A 25249-nucleotide genomic window follows, 5' to 3' on the forward strand; every position below is an offset into this window, starting at 1 on the left:
GCAAGCGATTGAGTTTGGCAGGTGTGGAAAGACTGCAAAGTCGCAATGGATTCAATTTTGCCAATAACACGCACGCCCCCTAAATCCCCATGCAATTACCTCGATCCTCTGGCATCCTGCTGCACATCACCAGCCTGGACAACGAATTCGGTATCGGCGATCTCGGCGAAGGGGCTTTCCGCTTCATCGATTTCCTGCAGCGGTCCGGCCAAACCTTGTGGCAGTTGCTGCCGCTAGGCCCTTCGGCGGCGGAGAACTCTCCCTACAGCTGTTACTCCGCCTTCGCTGCCAATCCGTTGCTGATCAGCCCTACCGATCTGGAGCGGCGGGGACTGATAACGTCCGACGAGGTCCGATCGCTCCCCAAGGCCGCCGGCCCGGTCGATTATGGCGAAGTGAACAACAAGCGATTCGCGATGTTGCGATCTTCGTTCGAACGATTTCAATCCCCCGTGGGCGATTCGCTCCGCGAGGGCTTTGCCTCGTTCTGTGCGGTGAACCAAACCTGGCTGAACGACTTTGCACGTTACAAAGCACTGACCGATCATTTCGGAATCGGCGATTGGAGCCAGTGGCCCGACCGAGAATTGATCGCCCGACGCGATGGCGCGTTGGAGCATTGGGACCGCGAACTCGCTCAGCCGATGGAATTCGCGAAGTACTTGCAGTTCATGTTCATGCTGCAATGGCAAGCGTTGAAGAGTTATGCTGGCGAGCGAGGCGTCCGGATCTTCGGGGATATGCCAATTTTTGTGGCCTACGATAGCGCCGATGTTTGGGCCAACCAAGATCTTTTCCATTTGGATGAAGCCGGAAAACGTACCGTCGTCGCTGGCGTCCCGCCCGACTATTTTTCGGAGACGGGACAACTGTGGGGCAATCCGCTGTACCGCTGGGATGCGATGAAGGACCGCGGTTATGAATGGTGGATCGATCGGCTGCAGTCGGCGTTCTGCTACTTCGACTTGTTAAGGATCGATCACTTCCGTGGCTTCGAGGCGTATTGGGAAGTCCCAGCCGATGCTGAAACGGCAATCAACGGCCGCTGGGCTCCTGGCCCCGAAGAAGGCCCGTTCCGCGCCGCCCGTTCCGCTCTGGGACCGCTGCCGATCATCGCCGAAGACCTCGGCTTGATCACCGACGCGGTCCATCACTTGCGTGAAAAACTGGAGTTCCCCGGAATGCGCGTGCTGCAATTCGGCTTCGATAGTTACGACGATCCGTACCATCGGCCGGTCGCCTACCCCGAGCGCAGTGTTGCCTACACCGGCACCCACGACAACGACACCGTGTTGGGCTGGTACCAACAACGGCGACAAGAGCGTCACGAAGATCCTCTGTTGGACGAAATCGTCCATCGCGACGATCCCCAACCGCACCGCACATTGATCCGTGCTGTGCTGGAATCGAAAGCGGAAACCGCGGTCCTTCCGATGCAAGATGTCCTTGGCCTTGGCAGCGACTCCCGCATGAACATTCCCGGCGAAGCGGCTGGCAATTGGACCTGGCGTTGCCCACCCGATGGCTTGAACCAAGTGATCAGCGATTGGCTGCGACAAGTGACCGAAGCAACCGGCCGGATCTAGGTATCGTTGGCGGTCACCCGGTGGCCGCGAGTGACGCTCCATTTCAAACACCCAGACTCGGCCACTCGGGTGCACCGTCGTTGTTATGCCCTCGGGTACGTGCATCAATAAGCCGTTAGTGCACGAGATTGTAGGATACCGCACCGACGCAAACAGACGAGGCAATGGAAATGCAGGCCGAGACAACGACGACAATTACTGGCAGCAGTTTCCGAGACTCTCGGCGACAAACTTGAAAAAGTGGTCCATTCGCAACACTTGCAGCAACTACCGCAGCAACTGCAAGCAATGCAAGAACGACGTATACCGATGGCAACAGAAACAAAGTGCCGCTCAACACCGCGAAAGTATATGCACCAGTAACACAGACGCACGCGATGAGGTTGCGAAAACCTAGCCCAGTGATCGGTGGTTTTGCGGACGGTATCGAAGGGTGCACAGTGGACATGATTCTCTCCAATTAGGGTTCCCTAGCAGGCGACAAGCCAAAGCTCATAGCATAACTAGTTTATTAGCGTACGACGCGGCGGGACTTTATGCCGTTTCAGCTGACCGCCCCACCACGCCTCTGGCGATGGCAAGCTGTTGAATTGCATCGACGCTTTGCCGGACGGTTTCGTTGGTCGTCATGCGACTGCGAATCTCGCCGCAGCGCGAACGTATCGATTCGCCGTCCAGCAAATCCGTCAATTTTTGTGTCAGCCGTCGACGCGATAGCTGTCGATGCAACAACGATCGCCCACATCCCAAGCGTTCGACCCGACGAGCATTGTCGAACTGGTCGAACGCCATCGGCACCACCAACTGAGGAATTCCAGCGGCCAACGCCTGGGAGGTTGTTCCGATTCCACCGTGATGAACGATGGCGCGACAATGCGGCAGCAGCGACCGGAACGGCAAATACGATTGATGAACGACCTTCGGCGGCAACCGAGCAGGCAATTGCTGGGGAAATTCCGTCTGCAAGATCGCCGGAATATCGAGCTCCCCACACGCATCGGCAGCGATCTGAAAATAATCGGCCGCCTGGCGGTTGGCGGTTCCCGGCGCAAAGACCACCGGCGGCTGATCGTGCTGATCTCGAATCGCTTGAACCGCAGCGATGTTTGCCGCGTCCATCTCACCGGCCGCATCTTCCAATGGAAAACCGGTGCATTGCAATTGCGACGGCCATTGATCGGGGCGTGGCGCAAACCACTCGGGAAACAACCCCAAGACAAGGTCTGGCGACAGATACCACGACTTCAGCACGCGGTCGATCGGTGGCAGACCAAGCTGTCGGCGAAAACGATTGACCGGCCGCCCCAACCATTTGGAAATGAAGATCCAATCGGCCGCCATGTACGATACTTCGACCAGCCACGCTGGTCGGCTGATCTCCAACGGCCAGTCGGTCAGTTTTGCGGGGTCTCCTGGCGTGCGAATCGCCATCGGTGCTAACACGGTACCGACCAACGGCACCTCGGGATGCAGATCGCGATAGATTCGCGAAGCGAAGTCCAATGGATGAGTCACCAGGATCGTGTTGCCTGGTTCGACGCGGCGTTCCAACAGATCAAACGTCGGCTGCAACAACATCGTAGCGGTCTCGCCGAGCACGACGCGCAAGCCCTGAACTGGATGCCAAAGGCCCGGGACCGCGATAAATTTGTCGAATTCTTCCTGCGATACAAGTGCTTGGGAATCGAAGCCAGCCGCTTCGGCCATCGCTTGATACGGCGCACTGGTGAGAAACAAGATCCGCCAGCCACGGCGGCTCAACTCACGGGCAAGAGCCAACATCGGATTGACGTCGCCACGGCTGCCGAAAGCAGAGACGATCGCCAGCGGTTGCGTGGAGTTAACCATGGACATGCTTCCCTCGGGCTAACCGGCTGAGAATCCGTCGGGCGAAAACGATGGCCGACGATCAAGCCTCTGGAGTCGGGGCGGGCGGTTCGTAATTGAACTCCTGCCACTTGACCGCTTTGTCCATCGGTTCGATCCGCATCACCAGTTCGCCATTTTGATACAACCGAACGGTGCCGGTCGACTGGCTGACCACAACGGCGACGGCCTTGGTTTTGGCGGAGATTGCCGCAGCGGCCCAGTGCCTAGCCCCGAGTCCCTTGGACATCGTGAGGTCTTGGTGGGCGACTTCCAACATCTGACGCGAACGTTCGATGTTGCCGTCGGAGTTGACGACAAAGGCCCCGTCCATCTGCGCGATCTCTTTGACATCCTCTTGGACGCGGCGGTCGTACAGATTGCGGGCCTTGCGGTTAGCTCCGCGGAACGGATCCAGACCGCCATCGTTGCAGTGCTCCATCACGCGGCGGGAATGCCCCACGACAAACAGCGTTCCGACAGCTTTGCCCTCGCGTCCCTCGCGGCCGATCTGAACCGCCAGATCGACGACAGCTTTGATCGTTTTCAAAGGGACGCTGCTTTCCAAACGCTGCAGATCGCGAACGGTCAGCCGTCGCATTCGTTCATCCAATTGCAGATGACTGATCGAATCCATCCGTCCCTGTTGAAAACCGCTGTAGATTGCGATCACATCGCCGTTGGTGCGGATCAATTCGTCGGTCGCCGCTTCCAGCAAGGCGTGCTGCAAACGTTCCAACAGCGGCGCTTTTTCCTTGTTCAGGACGAGCGGAATGAGCCCAAATTCGCTGGCTCCTTCCAGGTCTTCCGGCGTATCGGCCGCGACCAGAATCGGCATCTTGGTCTCTTTGGTTTCCGACCGCAACCGTTTCCAATCGGTCGAACCATCCAACAGAATCAAGATCGCATCGGCCGACAAAACCTCGGCCATCGTAACGGCTACGCCAAGTACAGCGCCGGAGTGTTTCGTGAACCGTTGGGTTGCCATGCTGTGGCGTTCCGAAAGAAGCGAGCGTCAGGGAAGTAGAATTGCTGACAGGTTGCAATAACAACACGTCAAACTCTAACGCGCATAATGCATCGCGGCAAGTTGCGATTGCATCGAGAACCTACAACTAGCAAACAATTTGCCGCCGACAGCATGCGCGGTCGCACTTCTTCATCGAATCGGTTTCCCGTTCGACCTTAGCTCTTCGTGCCACTGATCAAAAACGATGGATTGACCGCTTCGAATCGCAACCGATCCAATTGGTAATTCCCTCGCGCGACGTTCACCATCCGCACGCTCGGTTCAACGTTGCGACGTTGGAACGCGGCCTGAACTCCCACCAAGTTTTCGGGACTGGCAACGTTGACGACAAACCGCCCCGCGGGTCGCAGCCGATCGAAGATCTGGTCGACCAAATCGGCCACGGCGCGACCGGTGCCACCGACAAAGATCACGTCGGGATCGGGAAGCGCTGCCAGCGCTTCGGGAGCCTGACCGTGGACGGGGATCAGGGTGTCGCAGCCATAGCGTTGGGCGTTATCGGTCATCAAGCCAAAATCTTCGGCGTCCATTTCGATCGCGTAGACCTGACCGCCACTGACGATCTGACTCGCTTCGATCGCCAGCGATCCGCTTCCGGCGCCGACATCCCAAACGATGCTGGTCGGTCCCAGATCCATCACCGCCAACGCGATGCAGCGCACTTCCATCGGCGTCAACAGTCCACGCTTCGGTTTGGATTGCAAGAACTGGTCGTCCGGATTTCCGAACAGACGCTTCCCTTCCATCTGTTGCGGACGATCGGCGACGCCCTCACGACGGACCAAAACCATCACGTTCAACGGACCAAAGGTCTGCCCCTGCAGCGAGCTGAGATCGCCTTGGGTCACGCGCTCATCGGGAGATCCAAGATTCTCGCAGACGTAGACATTGAAGTAATCGATGCGGCGATCCAACAGCGCCGCCGCCAGCGCCGACGGTGTGATCTCTTCGGTGGTGAACAGCCCGACGCGGTCGGCGGTTCGGATTCGTTCGACCACGCGATCCAACGGCTGCGTCGCCAAGTTGGTCAGATAGGCATCGTCCCAGCTCTCTTTGACCCGCGCGAATGCCAACTGCATGCTGCTGACATGTGGCACGACTTCGAAACGGTCCTTGCCCAGCGAATCACATAAAAAGCGAGCTGTTCCGTAGAACAAAGGATCGCCGCCAGCCAACAACACGACATTCCGAGAGGCCAGCCCCTCCAGTATTTCGCTCAACCGCTGCAGATCGCTTCCCGATTCCATCCGCTCGCTGGGACCGATCGCAACCTTGGGCAACAAGTTCGCCGGGCCGACCAAAACGTCTGCCGCTTCGATCAACGCCCGAGCGTGATTGGTCAAGCCTTCGACGCCATCGTCACCAACACCAACAATCTGGATCTTATTCATTGTCCACCTACGAAAAAACCGCGTCACACATCAACGATGCAGGACGCGGATCATAAACGTTCAAATCACATCTGGACAGCCACCCGCATCGATCCAACGGGATCGTGTGGGAGCCAAAGCGAACTAGGCTTGGAAGGAGCTGCCGCAACCGCACGACTTGGTCGCGTTGGGGTTCTCGAAAGTAAAACCTTGCTTTTCGAGACTCTCGAACCAATCGACGGTGGTTCCGTCCAGGTACAAAGCACTCTTCTTGTCGACGACGACGTCAACGCCGTGCGACTCGTACTTCGAATCGGCCTTGGAGTCAAAGTTATCGTCAAAGTTCAACGTATAGTTAAATCCGCTGCATCCGCCGCCGGCAACGCCGATACGCAGAAACATCGCGTCTTCAAAGTTATGCTCTGTACGAAAGCGCTTTACTTCCTCCGCAGCTCGTTCAGATAATTGAATAGGCATCAAGAACCTCTAGTTGGAAAGGGAAGTGGTTAATTTGTCAGGCGTTTGCATTGTATTCCCCTGGCAAGCAGTGCGGCAAGTCGAAACGGACTGAATTTTGCTTGCTTTCCCGTGACAAGGGGCATTCCAGCCTAGGCGGGCTTCTCAAAATGAACGCGATAGACCGGAATCTCGTTCTTTCGGCTACGGCGTTCAAAGTGCGTTCGATAATCGAGATCGTGTTCCGCCTGGGCCGCGACATCTGGCAGCGGCGGCCCAAGCTCGGGAACGACAACCGCCATCAATTCGAGTGTCGATTCAAAGTAGTCCAGGACATCGGTCCAGAAATAAAACCGTCCCCCGGGAGCCAACGTGCGACTCGCGTTTCGCAAAAACGGCTCGTTCAAAACTCGCCGCTTCTTGTGTTTCTTCTTCCACCAGGGATCGGGAAAGTAGACATGCACGGCGGATAACGATGCGTCGGCGATCTGTTTTTGAAAGATCGGCAGGGCGTCCCCCGAAGCCATGATCGCGTTGGTGCGCCCGGCATTCTTCAGTTTGGTCGCGGCATGCTTGGCATATTTGTGAGCGATCTCGATTCCCAGAAAATTTTGCTCGGGCTGTTGGCCCGAAGCGTTCAACAGGAACAAACCTTTGCCCGAACCGACCTCGATCTGCAATCCCGCATCGTTCTGGAATAGCGTTTGGCTGGAAACCTGTTCGGGCAACGCATCGACCATCCGAAAGTGCTGCGACAAATCGATCGAGGTACTGGGCGTGCGAAGCTGTTGACGGGGCACCGGCGAATTTCCTGAATGCAATGCGATGGTTAATAGAGTCGACTTTGCCGACCATTGTTCGCCGATTTGCCCCATCCAGCAAGGCGGCTGCCAATTCGCGAGCGATCAAAATCGGGAACGTTCCCACTAAGCAACATTTTTCCACATTCCGTGCAGCATCGCTTGGGCCGCTTTTCGACCTTCACCGATCAACACTTCCGAATCGGTGAAATCGAACCAAGGAACCCGCGCGACATCCGGGCGGATCATGATGTCGGCCGATTCGTGCGCCGTGTGCCGCATCAACCCCTGAGCGATCTCGTTCATCCGAATAAACGTTTCGAAGGCGTTCTTGATCTTCGGCTTATGTTTGATCGCCGCGCACACATCGATGGCAATCGTCAGATCGCTGGCGAACCGTTGGGCCACGCGTGAAGGGACCGGATCGAGCACACCGATGTCGCACAACAACATATCGTCCCACGGGACCGCCGGAAAGATTCCCGGTATCGCCGTCGATGCCATCACCGCTTCGCGGAGCGGGCCGCGATCCAGAACGACCGGATTGCCAGTTCGCAAATCGACCGTCACGATGTTCAACGGTTGATCCAGGTCTTCGATATTTGCATCGGGTAGCAACCCTTCGACCACATGCTGCATGACATCGCGAGCCAGCAACGACGGACGGCTGAGGATGTGGATCAACTTGCGACGGGTTCCGACGAACTGTTTGACCGTCTCATACCAGGAGAAGATGCCCGAACTCGAACTCGCTTCGGATTTGGGTGCGACCGCGAACAGCTTGGCTTGCATCTGAAGAAAGCCTTCGGATTGCAGATAGGTGTTTACTTTGGCATGCAGTTTTTCGCTGTCCGGTTCAATCGCACACAGCGCCCCGACCAACGATCCGATGCTCACACCAACATATCGCTCGATTCGTAGGTCCATCGAACGGAGTACCTCGATCGCACCGATGTGAGCTAGCCCTCGAGCGCCGCCGCCGCCAAGTGCCAAAACCGCTGTTCGTTTTCTTAACTGCATGGTCTGTCCTCGCTCTAAATACTTCCTCTGCTCGGTCAAGTTCCTTTCTAATGTTCGGTACGCGGGGATTGCCGCCTTCCAGTTTTTCACGAACCAACCGGTCGTGACGGCGACGAATTGATATCAAACGGTTCTTATGGGACGGCGAAACAACGCCCAGAAGAGCCCCAACAGCGTCTACGTTAACGCGCACAGAGGCAGTGTTTTCCAACGTTTCGGAGAGGCTGAACGCGTCTCTGGTGCTGGCAGCGCTAATAACGCATCAAGATTGGATCCGCGGCAATGCTATCGATCTCCGACCAGCCTTCATCGGCGATCGCTTCGCCTAGTTCGGCCACTCGGCGGAAGTCTCCCAGACCGGCCCGCGTGCCCAGCAAACGATGCCGTAAATGCCAGCAAAGCACATCGATCGCAGCACGTGTTGTCGGATCGGACTGCTGTGCCCCATACATACTGGTACACAGCATCACGACGGCATCTTGGAGACGCTGTGAGATTCCGGCCATCGCACACTGTCGATCCGCCAGCTTCAACTGGAACTGCCGCATCGTTGCGGAGATTTCAAAACAGACGCCACTCAGATAGTGCTGAGCAAACTGGGCATGTGTCCGTAATTCCTGCGGCATCAGGTCCAACGAATCGAGGGTTCGCCCTCTCCATCGCTGCCCCATGTACCAACCCGCGTACTGCGTCAACGGCCCCTTCAAACGCCAGGCGTGCAGCGGATTGACGGGGTTGGGATGCGTGATTCCAGCCGCTTGGACGGCTCGACCAATCGGTTCGAAGAAATCTTTGCCATGCTGTTTGACTAACGATTTGAAAAATGCCATCCCCAACATCTCTCCTTCCCCTTCGTAGATACAAGGGGCCAGAAATTCGTGCACGTTGTCGCCAAACGTGTGTCCATGCAGGAACGATCGCCCGCCATGAGTCTTCATATAGAGTTCGATCGCCGCTTCCTTCAGCGCTTCGCTGCCGAAGATCTTAGCGATGATACATTCCATCTCGCCGCGATAGCCCATATCGATCAAGCCACCACACCAATGCACCAACGCATCGCAACCCACGATCAGGCCAGCCATGTGGCCGATCCGTCGTTGCACCAATTCACGGCGATCGATCGATTGGCCATATGTGTGACGATACGAAGCCCAAGGGAGCATGCTGGCCAACATCGAACGCATCGTTCCGGCCGCGTTGGCACACAAGGAAACGCGTCCAAGGTTCAGCCCGTGATATGCAATCGTCAGCCCGTCGCCCGCAACGGGACGCAGTAAATTTGCGGCCGGAACGCGGAAGTCGCGGAAGACCAAACCATTGTTGTGCGCACGACGAAGCGCATACAAACCGTAGCGTTTCATTTGAAAGTGCTCATCCTCTTGCTGCGGCAATTCCGCAATCAAGACAGCTGGTTGTTCATCGATCCGACAAACCAACCCGATTGTCCGTCCGGGAACGGCATTGGTGATAAACAGCTTCTCGCCATTGACCACATATTCGTCGCCATCCAAAAACGCTGTCGTTCGCAGCGCCGTCAGATCGCTTCCCGCCCCCGGTTCGGTCAACGCAAACGCCGACAAACGGGAACCATCCGCCAAGCCCGGCAGAAAGCGTGCCTTCTGCTGTGGGGTGCCAAAGGTCCGCAACGGATCGACGGCACCGATACAACCGTGGACCGACGCCAACCCCGCGACGGTTGGTTCGATCGTCGCCATTTCGATCAAAAACTTGGCGAAGTGTTGAAATCGCAGCCCACTGCCGCCATGCTCCCCACCGACCAACATCCCCCAATACCCGGCCTCCCCAAGGCTAGTCAGAACGGAATCGGAGATCTTATTCTGATCGTCGTAGATCGTTCCATCCGCGATCGCGTCGCGAACCACCTTGAGACATCGGTCCATCATTCGACGCGTCCCTTGGGGAACTTCGCTTTCGGGCAGCGAGAACAACTCCGACACCACATGCCGTTGCCAAACGCTACGATGTATCGGGCTGTTGGCGGTTTGATATTGAGCGGCGAACAACGCTTCGACTTGGTCGTCCGCCGTGTCGAGCACGCCGGTTCGACGCGCCTCATCATCGCTCTTGCCCCCCAACCGCAAAGCCGTCTCCGCAAACGATCCCCCCGCGGCAACTCGATTCGCCGAACCGTTATTCGCCGCCCCATCCCTCCTCTTCGAGGCTTCCGACGGCTGTTGCGGTGCTGTTTCGGAACGAACCTCCGCGGCAAGTTTCGATAAAGATTCGCCTCGTTCCTGCTCTTCCAGCATCTCGTCGTAGCTTTTGTTATGGATATCAAGGCTCATCGATCTCTCCTCCAGGTATGAAACCAGTCGCACAACTCATTGTTTCCACAGCAGGCTTGGGGGCGGTGCCGCCCTCAAGCCGCATAGACTAATGCCGCGTCAAACGTTGACTGCCGAAGCCCGAGCGATCTTCGGAACTGGCGTACAGCGTTCCACCAGTTGACGCCAGTTCTTCCAATCGCGTCGCCGGTTCAAAGCGGATGCCGTACATCACCTCCAACGCCTTCATGTTCCGAGCAATCGCTTTCCAGCCGAGGCCTTCGGCCATGCTCAACGGGCCTCCCCGAAACGGTGCAAACCCAGTTCCCAGGACCATCGCCAAATCGACCATCCAAGCCTCGGCGACGACGCGTTGCTGCAAGCACTGGACCGATTCATTGATCAACGGATAGATCAGCCGACGTTGCATATCGCTTAATCCATCGGTTGCCATATCCAGATGTGGAACCATCGTCGTCGGCACGCCGTTGGTGATCGCTTTCATCGGCGACGGAGCCCCGCGGTGCTTGCCATCGTACCGGTAGAACCCCTGCCCGCTTTTGCAACCGATCCATCCAGCGGCAACCATTTTGCCGAGCAGCGTGACGACGCGTTCATTGTCTCGGAGCACCGAATCGAGTGCTCCCGATACGTGATACGCGACGTCTATTCCAACCTGATCTAACAGTTCCAACGGCCCCATCGGCATTCCGAATCGGCGAGCCTCCCGGTCGATCGCCTCGGCTTCCATCCCATCGCAGATCATCTGAATCGCTTCGCCGATGTAGGGAAACAAGATTCGATTGACCAGAAATCCGGGCGTGTCGGAGGTGACGATCGGCGTCTTGCCGAGTGAACGGACAAATTGCACCAGTTCATCCACGACCGCGTCGCTGGTGGCCGATGCGCGCACGACTTCGACCAACTCCATCCGATGGACCGGATTAAAGAAGTGCAAACCGCCGACTTGCTGCGGACGATTGGAGGCGTCGGCCATGTGAGCGATCGACAGCGATGACGTATTGGAGGTCAACACACCGTGTGGGTTAACGACTTTACTTAACTCTCGAAAAACTTTGGCCTTCACATCGTCGCGTTCGACGACAGCTTCGATCACCAGATCGACACTCTCCAATGGGTCCCAATCGCAGGTTGCTGAAATACGTCCCATCGCGGCTTGCGCATCGGCGGCCGGCAACCGCCCGCTGGCCACAAGTCCGGACATCGAACGTTCGATTCGGCTCATCCCCGCCGCAACCAACTCCTCGCTGATCTCCTTGATCACGACATGGTACCGATGCATCGCCGCCAGCTGTGCAATTCCCGCCCCCATCACTCCCGATCCGATCACTCCAATTTTGTGAAACGTGGGATGAGCGGAGAACGGTTGATCCGCCGCCTCACGGTTTGCAGGGGAACGCCAAGTGGCAACCGAACGAGCTCGTTCGCGGCGGAAAAACAGCTCCAACAGGTTGCGACAGGTTGGCGTCTCGATCAATCGGCTGAATTCAGATCGCTCGGTGGCGAAACCATCACCTTTGCGTTTCAGCCCCGCTTCGACGGCGCGAATCGCTGCGGAAATCGCGGGATAGTGAGCACTCTCGCGAGCCGTCTGGTTTCGAGCGCGATGCAAGACGATCCGGCGACCGATCGACGTGTGATCGAAGAACCGTGATGCCAAGCTCTTCCGTGGCTTATGTTGAGGCAGGTAGGGGCGTTTGAGCAATTGCTGGATGAATTGATCGACCGCGGATTTCCAATTCCCTTCCCCCGCGATGCGATCGACCAGACCGATTTCGAACGCCTTGCCAGCCGTCATTTTTTTGCCTTGCAAGATCATCGGCAACGATTGAAGTAACCCCACGCGGCGCGGCAAGCGTTGAGTTCCGCCCCATCCGGGGATAACTCCCAATTGCACCTCGGGCAATCCGAATCGTGTCGAGCTGCTCTCCTGCGCAATCCGGTATCGACAGGCCAATGCAAATTCCAAACCGCCTCCTAGACAAGGTCCCGAAATCACAGCCAGCGTCGGCACGTCTAAACTTGCGATCCGCGTGAACAACGCTTGGCCAGTCGCCAAAGCCTCCTCCACCTCCACGACCGTCAACTGAGCGATCTTAGAAACATCTGCTCCCGCCATAAATCCGCTCTCATGAGCGCTGCGGAAGACGATCAATTTTGCCAACCGGTCCTCCTCCAATTCGCCGACGATCTGCCGCAGTTCGGTAATCACTTCGTCATCAAAGACGTTTACCGATCGGGTTGCATGTTGGATCCAAACCGTCACCACATCGCGATCGTCGCGATAGACGCCAAAATGTTTGTAGGTGTTGCCATTCATCAATTCTTCTCTCCCAGTGTCTGGCCTGGTACTGCCGAATCGACAGCACCAAGCGGTTTACGTTTCCACAACCATTGCAAAACCTTGCCCGCCGCCGATGCACAGGGTTGCCAACCCACGCTGCATTCCACGCTCGCGGAGCGCCCGCAACAACGTGATTACCATCCGCGTTCCCGTCGTCCCCACCGGGTGTCCCAACGCAATCGCCCCCCCGTGCACGTTCAAACGATCGACCGGCAGTTCGCCCATCGGGCTACTCAGGTCGAGTTCCTGACGGGCAAACGCCGTCGACTGCATCGCTGCCAAGCAGGCCAGGACCTGAGCGGCGAAGGCTTCGTTGATCTCAAACAGATCGAAATCGGACAGTGTCAAACCGGTCTGCTTCAGCAACTTTGCCGTCGCATAGACAGGGCCCAGCCCCATCCGCCGCGGATCGCATCCAGCGATCGCATAGGCGGTGATGCGTCCCAGGGGCGGGTGCGTTTTCGCCAAATCATCGTCCGCATCGACTAACAAAACCGCAGCCGCACCATCGGTTAACGGGCAACTGTTTCCCGCCGTCACGGTCCCGTGGGGATCGAAAATCGGTTTCAGTTTCCGCAGCTGTCCGATCGATTGGTTCGCTCGTGGCCCGTCATCTTTGTCAATGGTCCGCCCCGCGAATTCGATCGGTGTGATCTCGCCCGATAGAAAACATTGCTCGCGAGCAGAGACGGCCTTTTGATGGCTCTGCAACGCAAACGCATCCTGATCGTCTCGGCTGATTGCAAACTCTTTCGCCAACACCTCCGCGGTCTCCCCCATGTTCAATCCACTGACCGGATCGGTCAGTCCCAACATCACACCCGCAACCGGTTTGAAGTGTCGGGGGCGCAGCTTTGCCAAAATCGCCAACTTCGATCCAATCCGCTTGCTGCGGCTCAATTGCATCAACAGCTTCGCTGCCGAAGGGCGGACCAACAGCGGGATCCCGGACATCGACTCCGTTCCGCCAGCGACGACCACGCGGGCCCGCGATTCGCGAATGATCTGCCACCCCGACAAGATCGACTCCATCCCCGATCCACAGTTGCGATTCACCGTGTGCGCGATGCGATCGTGGGGAATCCCCGCTTGCAGCGCGACCACACGAGCGATGTTGGCTGAATCGGCCGGTCCGGAGACGTTGCCAAACACAAGTTCTTCCACCTGGTCAGGTTTCAATTGAGCTTGAGACAACGCGGCCGCAACGGCAGCCCGCCCCAATTCTGCGGCCGAGACATCGTTCATCGCTCCATACGCTTTGGCAAATGGCGTCCGTTGTCCAGCGAGAATCGCGATTGGCTTGAGTGGTTCGATCATTTCAAGTCTCCTTCGCGCAGATGGCGGCGCAGCACCTTGCCCAGAAAATTCCGAGGCAGATCGTGTTCGCAACGTTCAAAAATCCGCGGCCGTTTGTGCGCCGCAAGATGCTGGTGGCAATAGGCTTCCAACGCCGCAACGTCCCACGCAGCCCCCTTCTTCATGACGAGAAACGCTTTCACGATTTCGCCACGCTGCGCGTCGGGGGCCCCGACCACCGCAGCATCCTGCACACCAGGACAGGCACGCAATTTGCGTTCCACCTCGCGCGGATAGACGTTAAACCCCGAGGTGATGATCAGATCCTTTTTGCGTTCGTGAATTTCATACAAGCCGTCGGCGCGGATCCGAGCGAGATCGCCGGTGAACAACCAACCGTCGCGGATTGCATGCTGCGTCTCGACCGGATCGTTCCAATACCCGAGCATCACCTGCGGACCGCGAACCACCAGTTCTCCCACTTCCCCCCGCGGCAAATCGATCATACCGGTCTCCTGGTCGACGATTCGCGCGTCGGTATCGGGCAGAGGCAGCCCAATCGTTCCGTGCCGCGCGGTCGCGTTGAGCGGGCCAACATGGGTGACGGGGGACGCCTCGCTCAATCCATAACCTTCCACGACCAATGCGCCGGTGTGTTCGGCAAATTCGATGGCCACTTCCTCGGGCAATGGGGCGCCGCCGGAGATCACCCACTTGATCGAATCGAGCCGCGCTGGCCGCTTCCGCAGTTGTTCGTTCATCGCCACCAACATCGCGGGGACCGCATGAAAGACCGTTGGTCGATGGCGTTGCATCAACTCGATCGTGCGATAGGTGTTGAACCGATGGTGAAGTACGATCGTGGCAACCAACGCCGCACCGCCGAGTACGGTCGTCGACAATCCGTAGCTGTGAAAGAAGGGGAGCACGCCGGTCAAACGTTCGCGACCGATCTGCGCCCCGGCCCAGTAATACTGTTGCCAAGCGTTGGCGACCAGATTGCGATGGCTCAGCGTGACCGCTTTGGCTTGCCCCGTGGTCCCTCCCGTCGGCAGAATGTAGGCAGCATCGGTCGCCGGATCGCAGAGCGCGGTGTCGAACAATGGTTCGGCGCGGTTGAGTTCATCCCAAAACCATGCCGCACTGTCGCTGCCCGAAATCCACCACTGACCGGTACGCTGGTGCCGCATATACAGGTAACCAAGCTGTTCCAGCGGTCCGAGTTGCGGACGCACCGACACAAGCAATATCTTGCGTGGTCGGTGCGAACCGTAAAGTGTATGCGAGAGCATGTCTAAACTGATCACCACTTGGCAATCGGTTTCGGCCAGCAATCGGTCGACCTCCTCTTCGACCATCAAGGGGCTGATTGCGACCGCGATCCCCCCGACGCGCCAGATTCCATTGACCGCAATGATGTACTCGGGAACGTTTGGCAACAACAATCCAACGCGATCCCCCGGCCGAATCCCCAATTCCTTTAATACCGCCGCCATCCGCATCGCGTCGCGATTGAGTTGGCGGTATTGCCACTTGGTCTCGTAATAGATGCAAGCATCGCGGTCGGGCATCAGCCCCGCAGCTCGATGCAGCAAGCCCCAGGCGGGAAAGTTGGGGTACTGCAGCTTCCGTGGTGGAAGCGCGAACTGCGAGTCCTCTGTCGTCGTTCGATCGTAGCTTTGTTGCAGATTCGAAGAGACCGTAGCCATGGTGCACCTCAACACAAGAAAGAAGCCCGTCCCTTCCGTGGCCCGTCGCCATCCGATAGCCGGACGGCGATTCCAGTTGTGTTGTTGGTGAGCCCTAACGGCCCTTGATGCAGGCCGAGCTGTCCTAAGTCAGCATACGAAATCGACGTTTACCGGCCCCGAATTGGGGCTGGCTGGCAGAGAAAATTCTCCGCCACGGACTCCGTTCGCCGACTTAGGAAGATCGTCTCGCAACGACGCTCGGCACTTGTGCAATCAATCTTGTGTGTCGGCATAACATTCAAAAACTGCCGACACGGCATAATGAAGTAATGCGATCAAATATGAGGTCGCTCGACCTCGAGATAACTCGACCTACGAAGCTGGCATCGAGAATGCAACGTTGAAGAGGGCCGAAAAGCTGAATGAATGCAAGGCAATGAATCGAATGAATCAATCACGACCCGCTAAGTTGATCTCAATGCCTTAATCGTAGCGTCAACGCGCCCCTGGTCAACATTACGAAGGTGGATTAAGCCACAAAGCCGCTGTATAGAAGGAGTTATCGCGTTTAGACATCAAGGGCAAACGCTGGACTCTCCCGAGCATCTTTCATTGCAGCGTCCGAAAAAAGGGAGCCAGCAAGGTCCATGAAACATCTGCTTTAGATGTCGATTCGTCCCCCCTATCGCACGCCAATCTTCGACATTGAAAATCAGGGCGAATGCCAAACGGCGAGCACGTGAACCGCGATTACACCCGACGACGACACCGGCACCCATTAAAGCCAGTTTCTCCACCAGTAGACCAACGAAAGAGATTCGATTCGGATCATTGCTGAACATTGGGTAGAGAGTTTGTCTCCACCGCTCCAAATCCCTTTTTGTCCCCAAAACTTGATTGGAATTCACCATTCGCTGCACCGGTCCGCCAACGCGGCATGCTTCGATTATCGATGCGTTGGCCAAAGGTTCATGACCGCGGGAAGGAGGATAATCGTGGAACGGGACCTACGCTTTTCGTTGCAGGCGGGGAACACAGCCTTGTGTCCATTTGGACAATGGCCAAAACATCACGGATAGAACCGACCGATCGTCCTCCAAATTGCTACGTGTGCAGATGTTCGCTGATACGATTTCGCAAGCGACACTCTCATGAAATTTCCCCAAAGAGGCACCTCACACACCGCGACGCACCCCCAAAAACAACTAGAATCAACGCAAGTCATGAACGAATCGTATCCAGCGATCTTCTGACCTAACGACACTGGTCCCGATTCGCTTAACTTCACTCCGGATTACCAAGCCCCCTGCGTTTTTTGGTTACCGATCGTTGGCCAGCTTGAACCGATCAAAGCGCACTCACCAACAATCGACGCGCGTTTGTTAACTCCCAAACTCTTACTTGTGAGGTTGACGATGAAGCCATTGCTGCTTTCCATTGCGATCTTGACGCTGCAAAGTTCTGCAGCGCTCTGCGACATCATTGCCCACTACAATTTCAATGACAGTTCGCGCAACAGCACCGACACCAACGCACTTACGATAGCTTCCTCCATTACAAGCCAGGCCACAGGACCACATAGCGGAAGCTTCGGATTCATGAGCACACCCGCAGGTGCAGTCAGCCCTGCCTTGGTGTGGTCAGCGATTGGTGAAAGAGAACCAAGCACTACCTACTTCGAGTTCGACATTGACCTTGCTGTAGGCACATCGGCTGTCTCGTTTGAATCGCTTCATTTTGATGCCTTTGTCGCAGACACTCTCGGTAACACAACAGCCTTCGACTACAACCTCTACTGGAGCACCGATGGATTTTCCACGACCATAGGATCCGGGGCGGGCCCAAGCATCTCAGGAACTGGAGCGCAAAATACGACTTCGCCGCTCAATTTCGATCTTTCCGGCCTTGCTCCCCAGTCATCCACGGTAACCTTCCGCCTCGATCCCGTATTCGCGAGCGGTTCGTCCGAAAACGGCGCTGGCTCCCAACGACGGGGAGCGATCGACAACGTCACGCTCAACGGAACCGCAACGGCTGCTGTCCCAGAGCCGTCGACTTTGATCCTGTGTTCTTTGGCCGGCGTCTTCGGAATCTTCAGGCGATCCAGCCGTACTACCGGACCATCGTCGCGTCGGGGATCATGCGGGAAACCTGCTTTGTCTGAATGTTAATAGCGCGGTCGATATCGAAACGGCGTTTCGTTGTCCCATCGATCGCGAGACCTCATCCAGCCAAACGACGGGCGAATTCCGGTTTCGTGTCGCGGAGGATCTCGAGGATCTGTTTTCGCATCTCCGCCGTCAGGTGTTCGTCCTCGGGAGATTCGACGGTCCCTTGCAGAATGCCCGCCAGTTTGTCGAGCACGCGGGTACGGACTTCGTCGGGCAGTCCATCGAAGGCGGGAGAGTAGATCAGGTAGCTGCACGGGTACTGGAACAGCCGTTGTTTTAAGTCGAGGTCGCGGAGCGAACGCCCCTTGGAATCCTTGATGCCACGATCTATGAAATCGTTGGCAAACGTGCTGCTGCCCGCAACGCGATCGCTCAGTTCGAATTCGTCACGCATCAAAAGGTAGCGCAGCACGCGCTCTGCCGACGCGGCGATCCGCCGGTTGGCGCTCTCGCTGATGTGTCCCTCTTCGCGTTCCAGAAACTTGTTCATCTGAAACGATTGATGCAACGCCTGACGCGTTTCATAGTTCGCCGCGGCGATCGCGTTGTGCATCTGCGTTTGATGCTCCAGCACCATCAGCGCGACGATATCGCTGTGCGGCGACAGGTAGCGGTTGGTCGAGAGCAAGGTGTCGAGGGTCTGCAGATTTGCACCTCGGTCGAGCTCCGGTTCGCGACTCTCCGCTTCGCTGAACAGCATGTTCCCCATGTGCCGCATCGTGCCGTGCTGCCCCGTCACATACCATCCACCCCAACGCTCCTCCAACGGGCTCGTCTGGTCGGTCGTGAACGTACCGCTCCCCAAAATCGGTTGGCCATCGGAATCGGGATAGACGCTGCGGACCAAATATCCAGGAACATATTGGGTGCGGCTGCTGGCGTGACACGAGAGGCATTGGCCGCGATCGCGCACAAATTTTGGCGGCTTCGATTCGGTCTGCTCGAGCGTGTAGAAGGTCGCACCCTGCTGTGGATCGGTCGCCGCGATCTCCAACACATCGCCGCGCACGCACCAACCGACGTAGACGTCGTCGTTAAAGTAAAGTGCTCTCGGAGTCCGCGGTGCAATGCGGGAACGCTGCAAACTGGTCTTCGAAAAGACGAGCGTCTGCGAACTGATCGGGACATCTAAAGCTTCGAGCACCGACTCCAGATAGCCGTGCTGCCGATCGAACTGAAGCTGCAGTTCGCCCGATTCGATCTTCGCCGACAACTGAGTAATCCGATCGTCGACCGAAGCCTTGTGGTAATCGATCGGCGGGCTTTCGTACGTGTCCGTTTGCGCGTTGGCGGGGGAGGGAACAGAGAACAAGCCGATACTCAACAGAGCTGCTGAGCGGATGATTCGGAGTACTTTGGTCATGAGATCTTTTGCTCCAGCAACGCTTTGAAGGTGGGGAGGGGACTGGGCGGAGATCACGCCTGGCGTTGATCGGGGACGGCAAGTTAGTCTGAGGGGCACCAGGTTCGCGAAATGGTTGCGAACCTGCACCAAAGTGTATAGAATTGAGCCTCCTGTGTCAAGAAACAGGTCGATTTCTGCTGCCGAGACCTGGTCCTTGCGAGCCCATCGAGAGAAGCCAACATGCTTTCTAAAACAGCTGAATACGCGCTGCGAGCGGTCGCCTGCTTGGGAGCCCAGCCGGGAACGACTTCTCCCGCCGACGCGCTGGCGGAAAAAACGAAAGTTCCCCGTCGCTATCTAAACCGCGTGTTGCAGGATCTTGCCGCGGCGGGGTTGGTTCAATCGCGGCCCGGTCCAGGGGGCGGTTATCTGTTGGCTCGCGATACGGGAGAGGTCACGATCTTGGAGGTCGTCAACGCAGTCGGGCCGTTGGAGCGGATTCGCAAATGTCCGTTGGGACTCGCTTCCCATACCGAACTGTGTCCGCTGCATGCGGAACTCGATCGCGCTTATGCCGCGACAGAAGAGGCGTTTCAAGGTGTCACGATTAAACAGTTGGTCGAATCGACCAGCCCCATCGTGCCGCTGTGTGAAGTTTAATCAACGTGTAGGAGAGTGGCGATGTGGTTCCGCGGGTTGTTGAGTCTGATGTGTGCGATTGCTGTGATCTGTGTACCGTTGCAGGTCGGCCGCAGCGATCCTCCCGCCGCAGAAAAAACAGAGCCCGAAGCGAAGGCGATTCCTGATGCACTGCGGATGCCGGTCGCGGAGGCTCGCCAACGCGCCCGGCTGATGCACGACATCTACGCCGCCACACTCGATGTGATGCACCACCGCTATTTCCATGGGGGGCGAGCGATTGTGCCGGCCCGTGCGATGGAGGACATCTTCGAAGAGATTCAGCGCGACTCCCACACCGAAGCGCGTTGGATTTCGGTCAATCTGAAACCGATGAGCATTCATCACAAACCGAAGACGAAATTTGAACAGCACGCCGCCGACGAGATTGCCAAGGGAGAGCCAGCTGTCGACATCGTCGAAGACGGCTACTATCGCCGCGCCACCGCGATCCCAATGTCGGGCGGATGCATCGGTTGCCACGATGGGTTCTTTAAGAAGCCCACAAAAGAAGCCAAGTTCACGGGGCTTGTGATTAGCATTCCCGTAATCGACCAGCCCCACGGCGCCGGCGAGAAGTAGTTTGGCAGAAGAGCGCACGGATCGGAAATGCGTGTGGTTCCGTCGCGCATAAAAAAAGACTCCTCACACTGAATGTGTGAGGAGTCTTTTCGTTAATCGCGTGAATTCGAAGTAGTGAAACTACGGCAGGGTTACAGGACGACCGTCATCACGAGCGATCAGCTTGTTGTAAACGTTGTCATATCCGCCGTGCAGATTCATTTGATAGTTGGAACTGGTCACGCTGGTTTCGGCGTTCATTTCAAACTCAACGGTTTCGGCGATAAAGTGAACACTGCCGTCACAGAAGACAAACATCGCTCCTCCCGGATGCATGCTGGAGAAGCCTTGTTGGCAACGCCATGAATCTTGCAAAGTGTTCATCTTCACGATTCCAGTGCCGACAACCGCAGAAGTCCAACCGGTGTTCTTTTTGTCGCCGATCCCAAAAACCGTTCCGGCAGCTTCGATTCGCAGGTTGCCGTTGGGAGCGCGGTGCTGCCAGCGCCGTTCGCCCACTGCGATCGTGTTGGCAGTACCGTCGATGATGTCGCGGAATGCTGCGTTGTCGTTCTCTTCAAAAGGCCCTTTTTCGCCGGGGCTAGGGTTGTCGCGAGGTTCCCAAGTATCGTTGCTGGCGACGTAGTTGCTGGTTGCGATTTGTGCGTCACTTGCACCGCCGAGCCCGGAGTGCATTTTGCGTTCGGCGTGCGTGTTGATATCGGGAGCGATATCCGACGGACAGCGGAACGCGGCGACGGGCGATTGCATCAGCGTCAACAGATCGGGGGTGTTTGCAGCGTCGTGCAACTTGATCGTCCCGACCTGCAACGCATCGAACAACGGTTGTTGTTCAACAAAGGGCAGGATCGATGCACCCCAACCCCAGTACGATTTGTCCAGCGTGGCAACGCCCGCCTCGCCACTGTTCGCCAACCAAGCAGCAGGAAACTTTTTGTAGGTGTCGTGGTAGTTGTGCAATGCCAAACCAATCTGCTTCAGATTGTTGCTGCACTGCATCCGCCGGGCCGCTTCGCGAGCCGCTTGGACTGCGGGAAGCAACAGCCCAACCAAGATGCCGATGATCGCAATGACCACCAACAATTCCACTAACGTAAAACCTGAATGACGACGTTTCATCTTATAACCTCCACAAAATCGAACAAATAGAAAAGCACTTAGAACCTATTAAGAACAGTTGAGTGGTGAATCGACTTCACGAATCTCGAACTGCGTATGGAACTTCAAAAAAACAACAGCAACGGAGTGCCGCAATTCCACAACACGGCGAATTAGCACCACTCCCAATGCCCTCCGTTGAACCCAACCGGTCAACGCGATGGGGTTGGAGTCGACTCCATTTGGCCCGGCGAAGGAGTCACGACATCGGGGGTTGGGTAATAGTTTTCGTTAGGGTCGGCTGGGGGCTCCTGGCACCCAGCGATCAAACCAAAACATAGAACGGCAAGCGATAAACAGGCACGCATCGTATTCATGAATGACAACCCCAATATTCCCTGGATGGTGAAACGATTGTTTCGGAAAAGTATCCGTATCGCAGCGGCGAAGACCCTGCAAAACAAGCTGTTTGGTGATGACTGGAAATCGACGGCCCAAGTGTTTGCATCGAGTGCCTACGTCGAGCGTCGCCTGAATGAACCTCGAGAAAAGTGCTGTCGAATGAGGTCAATCAAATTTGCATTTGTGATGAGCGGAACGTTTTGAATCTTAGACACGAGTGAGGAATTAGGAAAGTGTCTTTCTTGAGCATCCAACAAGACGTTACGCCTGGCTACTCGTCACTGCGCCCCGGTTTAAGTGGGCTTCCCGCCCGGTAGATGTCAGACTGTAATAATTTGCCACGCCTCAAACCGCCCCCCTCAGAGCACGCCTCGCATCCACGACGCGTGGACCGATCAACACCGCTCACTTGCCGATCAAACATTGCCAAAGATACCACCCACCTGGAGTCCGGTGCGTGGCCGCCATGATTTGCGATTTTCGCAACCACAACAGGCTAAAAGTTTTATTTTTTTGGGTTCTGCATTTTGGACGAGACTCGACACTATCGGTTACGAGCAAAAAAGGCCCTTGGGCCCACCGTTCTCGCCGCTAAAGCAGTTCAGGGATTGCGTCGGTTCAAATCCGGTGTGCTGCAAACATCCCACCGCACTGATCGTCCGTTCGGACGTCTTATTATAAGCTGCGGAGCCTTGGAGATTGGGGAGGGCAAAATCTAATCGCCCCATTGCACGACCTGATTCCCACTGAAAGCTGGGAAAACGGTCGATCCAGACCTTCCGACTGGCCCATTCGATGTGGCGTAAGTCCATATTTGCGAATGGCTTAAGGATCGTGCGACCATGTTTAGACAGCCCGTTTTCAACTTTTGCTTCGGCAGAGATCTGCTGCGTAAACCTGCATTTCCGAAAAAATGCTGTCACACTGGAGGGCATCGCGACATGGTAATGGCAAGCAACGAAAGGGAACGATGCAACGCAGTGACTTCACAAAGATCGTCTTAGAGCACCAAGGCCGCATTCGGATGTTTATCCGGATGTTGGGTGCGGCGCCAGATGCTGTCGACGACCTGGCCCAGGATGTCTTTGTGATCGCGTACGAACGGCTGGAGATGCTCGAAGATATCGATCAGGCCGGTCCCTGGCTGCGTGCGATCGCCCGGAATTTGGTCCGCAACGAGTCGAGGAAATCGACTCGCCGCCGCCGAGTGGTCAACACCTCGCTAACCGACGTGATGCTGGGATTGGCCGACGAGCCGGATTCGGACGCTTGGACCGAAGAGTGGTTCGCCGCGTTGAAGGTCTGCTTGGAAAAGCTGCCTCAACACGGCCGAGCGTTGGTCGACGGCCGGTATCAGCAGGGGCAAAACGCATCCCAGCTGGCCGACCAAACCGACATGACCCCCGCAGCGGTGCGACAAGCGCTGTCGCGATTTCGGGGATTGTTGCGGCAATGCGTAGAAACTCGATTCCAGCAGGCGGGCGGATGAACGAACATACCTTTGATGAACTGCTGAGCCAGTTTTTGGATGACGCGATCGGTGACGAGGATCTCGATCGCTTGGGAAAGATGATCGCGGGCGATGAATCGCTGCGGCAGCGGTATCGCGAAGAGGTCCAGATGGCCGAGGCTCTGGCGATGGTTGCCGGAGAAGATCGGTCGGCGGAGCTGTTCGCGGAGCGATTGGATCAACGGCTGGAAGCCGAATCGCAGAAGTTCGACTTCCTTAACCGAGTGCTCAATCGTTCCGGGAAGCTTGCCGAACGGAGCGTTATCCGCCGTTGGGCTCCCATCGTCGCAGGTGCCTTGGCGGCCAGCATCGTGATCGCGTTTGGCGCTGGACTGTCGACTGGCCTGTGGCAGGGGCGGCATTCAGCACCCTCGATCGCCAATGCCGCGGGCGGACAATTGCCCGAACCGCCTCAACCAGCGGTCATCCCTCAGGAACCTGTCGACGATTCGGTAGCGATTCTCAAGCAAGTCGTCGACGTCACCTGGACTGGAACAAATCAATACGAGGTGGGTGATTCGGTCTCTCCACGCGAGATCATCGAGCTCGAATCGGGCTTGGTGCAAATGCAGTTCTTCCGCGGTGCGACGCTGACGCTGGAAGGTCCGGCGCGGTTGGAGATCAACGCCCCGGATCAAGTCATGTTGCACTCGGGACAGGCTTGGGCTCAGGTCCCCGTGCCGGCTCGCGGCTTCACCGTCCTAACCTCCGAAACCAAGATCGTCGACCTCGGGACCGAGTTTGGCGTTTCGGCGACTCCCGGTCAGCGGACGGAGGTTCGCGTCTTCGATGGTTTGGTCGAATTGTACGAACCGGCGAGCAAGCCGGATGGCGACATGTTGCACTCGTTGGAAACCGGGCAAGCGATCAGCGTCGACGTCCAGGGACGCTCGACGCCGCTGTCGGATCAGGTCACGGCGATGCCTTCGGAATTGTTGCTGCGTGAAAAACGTTCGCAGCAGATCCGCGAAGGCTATCGCCGCTGGCAACGCTGGAGCGAGGAGTTCCGCGACGACCCGCGACTGCTGCTTTATTACAACTTTGAATCTCCAGATGCCACGACATCGACGCTTCGCAACCAAGCTTCCGACACGCGGAAGCTGGACGGAGCGGTTGTTGGGGGCGCGTGGACACAGGGTCGCTGGCCGCAAAAGGGAGCGTTGGACTTCAAACGCCCCAGCGATCGCGTTCGGTTCCATGTGGCCGGCGACTTCGAATCGCTCACGCTGGCCGCTTGGGTCCGCGTCGATGGCCTCGACCGAATGCTCAGCTCGCTCCTTTTGACCGACCAGTGGGACAATGGCGAAGTGCATTGGCAGTTCGACCAATTGGGCCAATTGGGACTTTCGGTCGGTGGTGCCCCCGACGTCAAGTGGCGGTACACGCAACCGTTAGTCGACCTGACTCAGCTGGGCCAATGGATCCATGTCGCATCGGTCTTCGATGGCGGTCGGCAAACGGTTCGCCATTACTTTAATGGCCAGCGAGTTGGCGACGAAGAATCGCTACAATTTGACGGCCGGTTGCGGATCGGCAACGCGGAACTTGGCAACTGGGGGCGACCGCAATGGCAAGGCTCCCAAGCGATCCGCAATTTCAACGGTCGCATGGACGAATTCATCTTGATCGATGGCGCGTTGCAAGACGCGGAAATTTTGGAAATCTACGAAACGGGCAATCCCAATCGCTAACGTGGTA

General features: G+C 57.0%; 19 protein-coding genes. 7 read left to right on the forward strand and 12 right to left on the reverse strand.

Features of this window, described 5'->3' with window-relative positions:
* Positions 1–89 precede the first annotated feature (89 nt).
* The gene (gene malQ / locus EC9_RS18320) at positions 90–1586 is read left to right on the forward strand and encodes a 4-alpha-glucanotransferase (RefSeq protein WP_145347476.1); all 1497 of its coding nucleotides are present in this window, start codon (positions 90–92) and stop codon (positions 1584–1586) included.
* A gap of 534 nt (positions 1587–2120) precedes the next feature.
* On the opposite strand, the gene EC9_RS18325 is transcribed toward malQ, so the two are convergent.
* The 10 genes from EC9_RS18325 to EC9_RS18370 form a co-directional block, all read right to left on the reverse strand.
* The gene (locus EC9_RS18325) at positions 2121–3434 is read right to left on the reverse strand and encodes a glycosyltransferase (RefSeq protein ID WP_218934247.1); all 1314 of its coding nucleotides are present in this window, start codon (positions 3432–3434) and stop codon (positions 2121–2123) included.
* A gap of 61 nt (positions 3435–3495) precedes the next feature.
* The gene (locus EC9_RS18330) at positions 3496–4440 is read right to left on the reverse strand and encodes a DNA integrity scanning protein DisA nucleotide-binding domain protein (RefSeq protein WP_145347480.1); all 945 of its coding nucleotides are present in this window, start codon (positions 4438–4440) and stop codon (positions 3496–3498) included.
* A 197-nt stretch (positions 4441–4637) separates the two neighbouring features.
* Positions 4638–5873, reverse strand: a complete 1236-nt coding sequence (gene cbiE / locus EC9_RS18335; RefSeq protein ID WP_145347482.1) for a precorrin-6y C5,15-methyltransferase (decarboxylating) subunit CbiE — start codon at positions 5871–5873, stop codon at positions 4638–4640.
* 123 nt (positions 5874–5996) lie between these two features.
* The gene (locus EC9_RS18340) at positions 5997–6329 is read right to left on the reverse strand and encodes a HesB/IscA family protein (RefSeq protein WP_145347484.1); all 333 of its coding nucleotides are present in this window, start codon (positions 6327–6329) and stop codon (positions 5997–5999) included.
* 131 nt (positions 6330–6460) lie between these two features.
* On the reverse strand, positions 6461–7108 hold the full coding sequence (trmB, locus tag EC9_RS18345) for a tRNA (guanosine(46)-N7)-methyltransferase TrmB (RefSeq protein WP_145347486.1): 648 nt from the start codon (positions 7106–7108) through the stop codon (positions 6461–6463).
* A 126-nt stretch (positions 7109–7234) separates the two neighbouring features.
* Positions 7235–8128: a patatin-like phospholipase family protein gene (locus EC9_RS18350; protein ID WP_145347488.1), complete on the reverse strand. Its 894-nt coding sequence runs from the start codon at positions 8126–8128 to the stop codon at positions 7235–7237.
* A 251-nt stretch (positions 8129–8379) separates the two neighbouring features.
* Positions 8380–10434 carry an acyl-CoA dehydrogenase family protein gene (locus EC9_RS18355; protein ID WP_246105761.1) on the reverse strand — a complete coding sequence of 685 codons (2055 nt, stop codon included), beginning with the start codon at positions 10432–10434 and terminating at the stop codon, positions 8380–8382.
* An 88-nt stretch (positions 10435–10522) separates the two neighbouring features.
* Complete coding sequence (locus tag EC9_RS18360) at positions 10523–12754, reverse strand: 3-hydroxyacyl-CoA dehydrogenase NAD-binding domain-containing protein (RefSeq protein WP_145347490.1); 2232 nt, start codon at positions 12752–12754, stop codon at positions 10523–10525.
* Between the two features lie 57 nt (positions 12755–12811).
* A complete protein-coding gene (locus EC9_RS18365) occupies positions 12812–14095 on the reverse strand; it encodes a thiolase family protein (RefSeq protein WP_145347492.1) in 1284 nt (427 codons plus the stop codon).
* On the reverse strand, positions 14092–15783 hold the full coding sequence (locus tag EC9_RS18370) for an AMP-binding protein (RefSeq protein WP_145347494.1): 1692 nt from the start codon (positions 15781–15783) through the stop codon (positions 14092–14094). Before EC9_RS18370 ends, EC9_RS18365 begins: the two co-directional genes overlap by 4 nt.
* 1397 nt (positions 15784–17180) lie before the next feature.
* Here EC9_RS18370 and EC9_RS18375 point away from each other — a divergent pair.
* Positions 17181–17936: a PEP-CTERM sorting domain-containing protein gene (locus EC9_RS18375; RefSeq protein WP_145347496.1), complete on the forward strand. Its 756-nt coding sequence runs from the start codon at positions 17181–17183 to the stop codon at positions 17934–17936.
* A gap of 52 nt (positions 17937–17988) precedes the next feature.
* On the opposite strand, the gene EC9_RS18380 is transcribed toward EC9_RS18375, so the two are convergent.
* The gene (locus EC9_RS18380) at positions 17989–19299 is read right to left on the reverse strand and encodes a hypothetical protein (RefSeq protein ID WP_145347498.1); all 1311 of its coding nucleotides are present in this window, start codon (positions 19297–19299) and stop codon (positions 17989–17991) included.
* Positions 19300–19521: 222 nt separating this feature from the next.
* Between EC9_RS18380 and EC9_RS18385 the strand changes: the two genes are divergently transcribed.
* Positions 19522–19941 (forward strand): Rrf2 family transcriptional regulator, encoded by a 420-nt coding sequence (locus EC9_RS18385; RefSeq protein WP_145347500.1) that lies wholly within the window; start codon positions 19522–19524, stop codon positions 19939–19941.
* A 21-nt stretch (positions 19942–19962) separates the two neighbouring features.
* Positions 19963–20541, forward strand: a complete 579-nt coding sequence (locus tag EC9_RS18390; protein ID WP_145347502.1) for a c-type heme family protein — start codon at positions 19963–19965, stop codon at positions 20539–20541.
* 120 nt (positions 20542–20661) lie between these two features.
* Here EC9_RS18390 and EC9_RS18395 read toward each other — a convergent pair whose 3' ends face one another.
* The gene (locus tag EC9_RS18395; protein WP_145347504.1) at positions 20662–21660 is read right to left on the reverse strand and encodes a DUF1559 domain-containing protein; all 999 of its coding nucleotides are present in this window, start codon (positions 21658–21660) and stop codon (positions 20662–20664) included.
* Between the two features lie 354 nt (positions 21661–22014).
* Between EC9_RS18395 and EC9_RS18400 the strand changes: the two genes are divergently transcribed.
* The 3 genes from EC9_RS18400 to EC9_RS18410 all read left to right on the forward strand — a co-directional run bounded on the left by EC9_RS18400 (position 22015) and on the right by EC9_RS18410 (position 25242).
* Positions 22015–22245: a hypothetical protein gene (locus EC9_RS18400; RefSeq protein ID WP_145347506.1), complete on the forward strand. Its 231-nt coding sequence runs from the start codon at positions 22015–22017 to the stop codon at positions 22243–22245.
* 766 nt (positions 22246–23011) lie between these two features.
* Positions 23012–23530: a sigma-70 family RNA polymerase sigma factor gene (locus EC9_RS18405; protein WP_145347508.1), complete on the forward strand. Its 519-nt coding sequence runs from the start codon at positions 23012–23014 to the stop codon at positions 23528–23530.
* Positions 23527–25242, forward strand: coding sequence for a LamG-like jellyroll fold domain-containing protein (locus EC9_RS18410; protein ID WP_145347510.1), 1716 nt, complete (start codon positions 23527–23529; stop codon positions 25240–25242). The genes EC9_RS18405 and EC9_RS18410 overlap by 4 nt, the downstream gene beginning before the upstream one ends.
* Positions 25243–25249 lie beyond the last annotated feature (7 nt).

Origin of the sequence: Rosistilla ulvae (assembly GCF_007741475.1) — a bacterium.
Taxonomy (GTDB): Bacteria; Planctomycetota; Planctomycetia; order Pirellulales; family Pirellulaceae; genus Rosistilla; species Rosistilla ulvae.

Coding starts and splice junctions, on each gene's coding strand:
- malQ (WP_145347476.1), top strand. CDS start 90: ATGCAATTACCTCGATCCTCTGGCATCCTGCTGCACATCACCAGCCTG.
- EC9_RS18325 (WP_218934247.1), bottom strand. CDS start 3,434: ATGGTTAACTCCACGCAACCGCTGGCGATCGTCTCTGCTTTCGGCAGC.
- EC9_RS18330 (WP_145347480.1), bottom strand. CDS start 4,440: ATGGCAACCCAACGGTTCACGAAACACTCCGGCGCTGTACTTGGCGTA.
- cbiE (WP_145347482.1), bottom strand. CDS start 5,873: ATGAATAAGATCCAGATTGTTGGTGTTGGTGACGATGGCGTCGAAGGC.
- EC9_RS18340 (WP_145347484.1), bottom strand. CDS start 6,329: ATGCCTATTCAATTATCTGAACGAGCTGCGGAGGAAGTAAAGCGCTTT.
- EC9_RS18350 (WP_145347488.1), bottom strand. CDS start 8,128: ATGCAGTTAAGAAAACGAACAGCGGTTTTGGCACTTGGCGGCGGCGGC.
- EC9_RS18355 (WP_246105761.1), bottom strand. CDS start 10,434: ATGAGCCTTGATATCCATAACAAAAGCTACGACGAGATGCTGGAAGAG.
- EC9_RS18360 (WP_145347490.1), bottom strand. CDS start 12,754: ATGAATGGCAACACCTACAAACATTTTGGCGTCTATCGCGACGATCGC.
- EC9_RS18365 (WP_145347492.1), bottom strand. CDS start 14,095: ATGATCGAACCACTCAAGCCAATCGCGATTCTCGCTGGACAACGGACG.
- EC9_RS18370 (WP_145347494.1), bottom strand. CDS start 15,783: ATGGCTACGGTCTCTTCGAATCTGCAACAAAGCTACGATCGAACGACG.
- EC9_RS18375 (WP_145347496.1), top strand. CDS start 17,181: ATGAAGCCATTGCTGCTTTCCATTGCGATCTTGACGCTGCAAAGTTCT.
- EC9_RS18380 (WP_145347498.1), bottom strand. CDS start 19,299: ATGACCAAAGTACTCCGAATCATCCGCTCAGCAGCTCTGTTGAGTATC.
- EC9_RS18385 (WP_145347500.1), top strand. CDS start 19,522: ATGCTTTCTAAAACAGCTGAATACGCGCTGCGAGCGGTCGCCTGCTTG.
- EC9_RS18390 (WP_145347502.1), top strand. CDS start 19,963: ATGTGGTTCCGCGGGTTGTTGAGTCTGATGTGTGCGATTGCTGTGATC.
- EC9_RS18395 (WP_145347504.1), bottom strand. CDS start 21,660: ATGAAACGTCGTCATTCAGGTTTTACGTTAGTGGAATTGTTGGTGGTC.
- EC9_RS18400 (WP_145347506.1), top strand. CDS start 22,015: ATGAATGACAACCCCAATATTCCCTGGATGGTGAAACGATTGTTTCGG.
- EC9_RS18405 (WP_145347508.1), top strand. CDS start 23,012: ATGCAACGCAGTGACTTCACAAAGATCGTCTTAGAGCACCAAGGCCGC.
- EC9_RS18410 (WP_145347510.1), top strand. CDS start 23,527: ATGAACGAACATACCTTTGATGAACTGCTGAGCCAGTTTTTGGATGAC.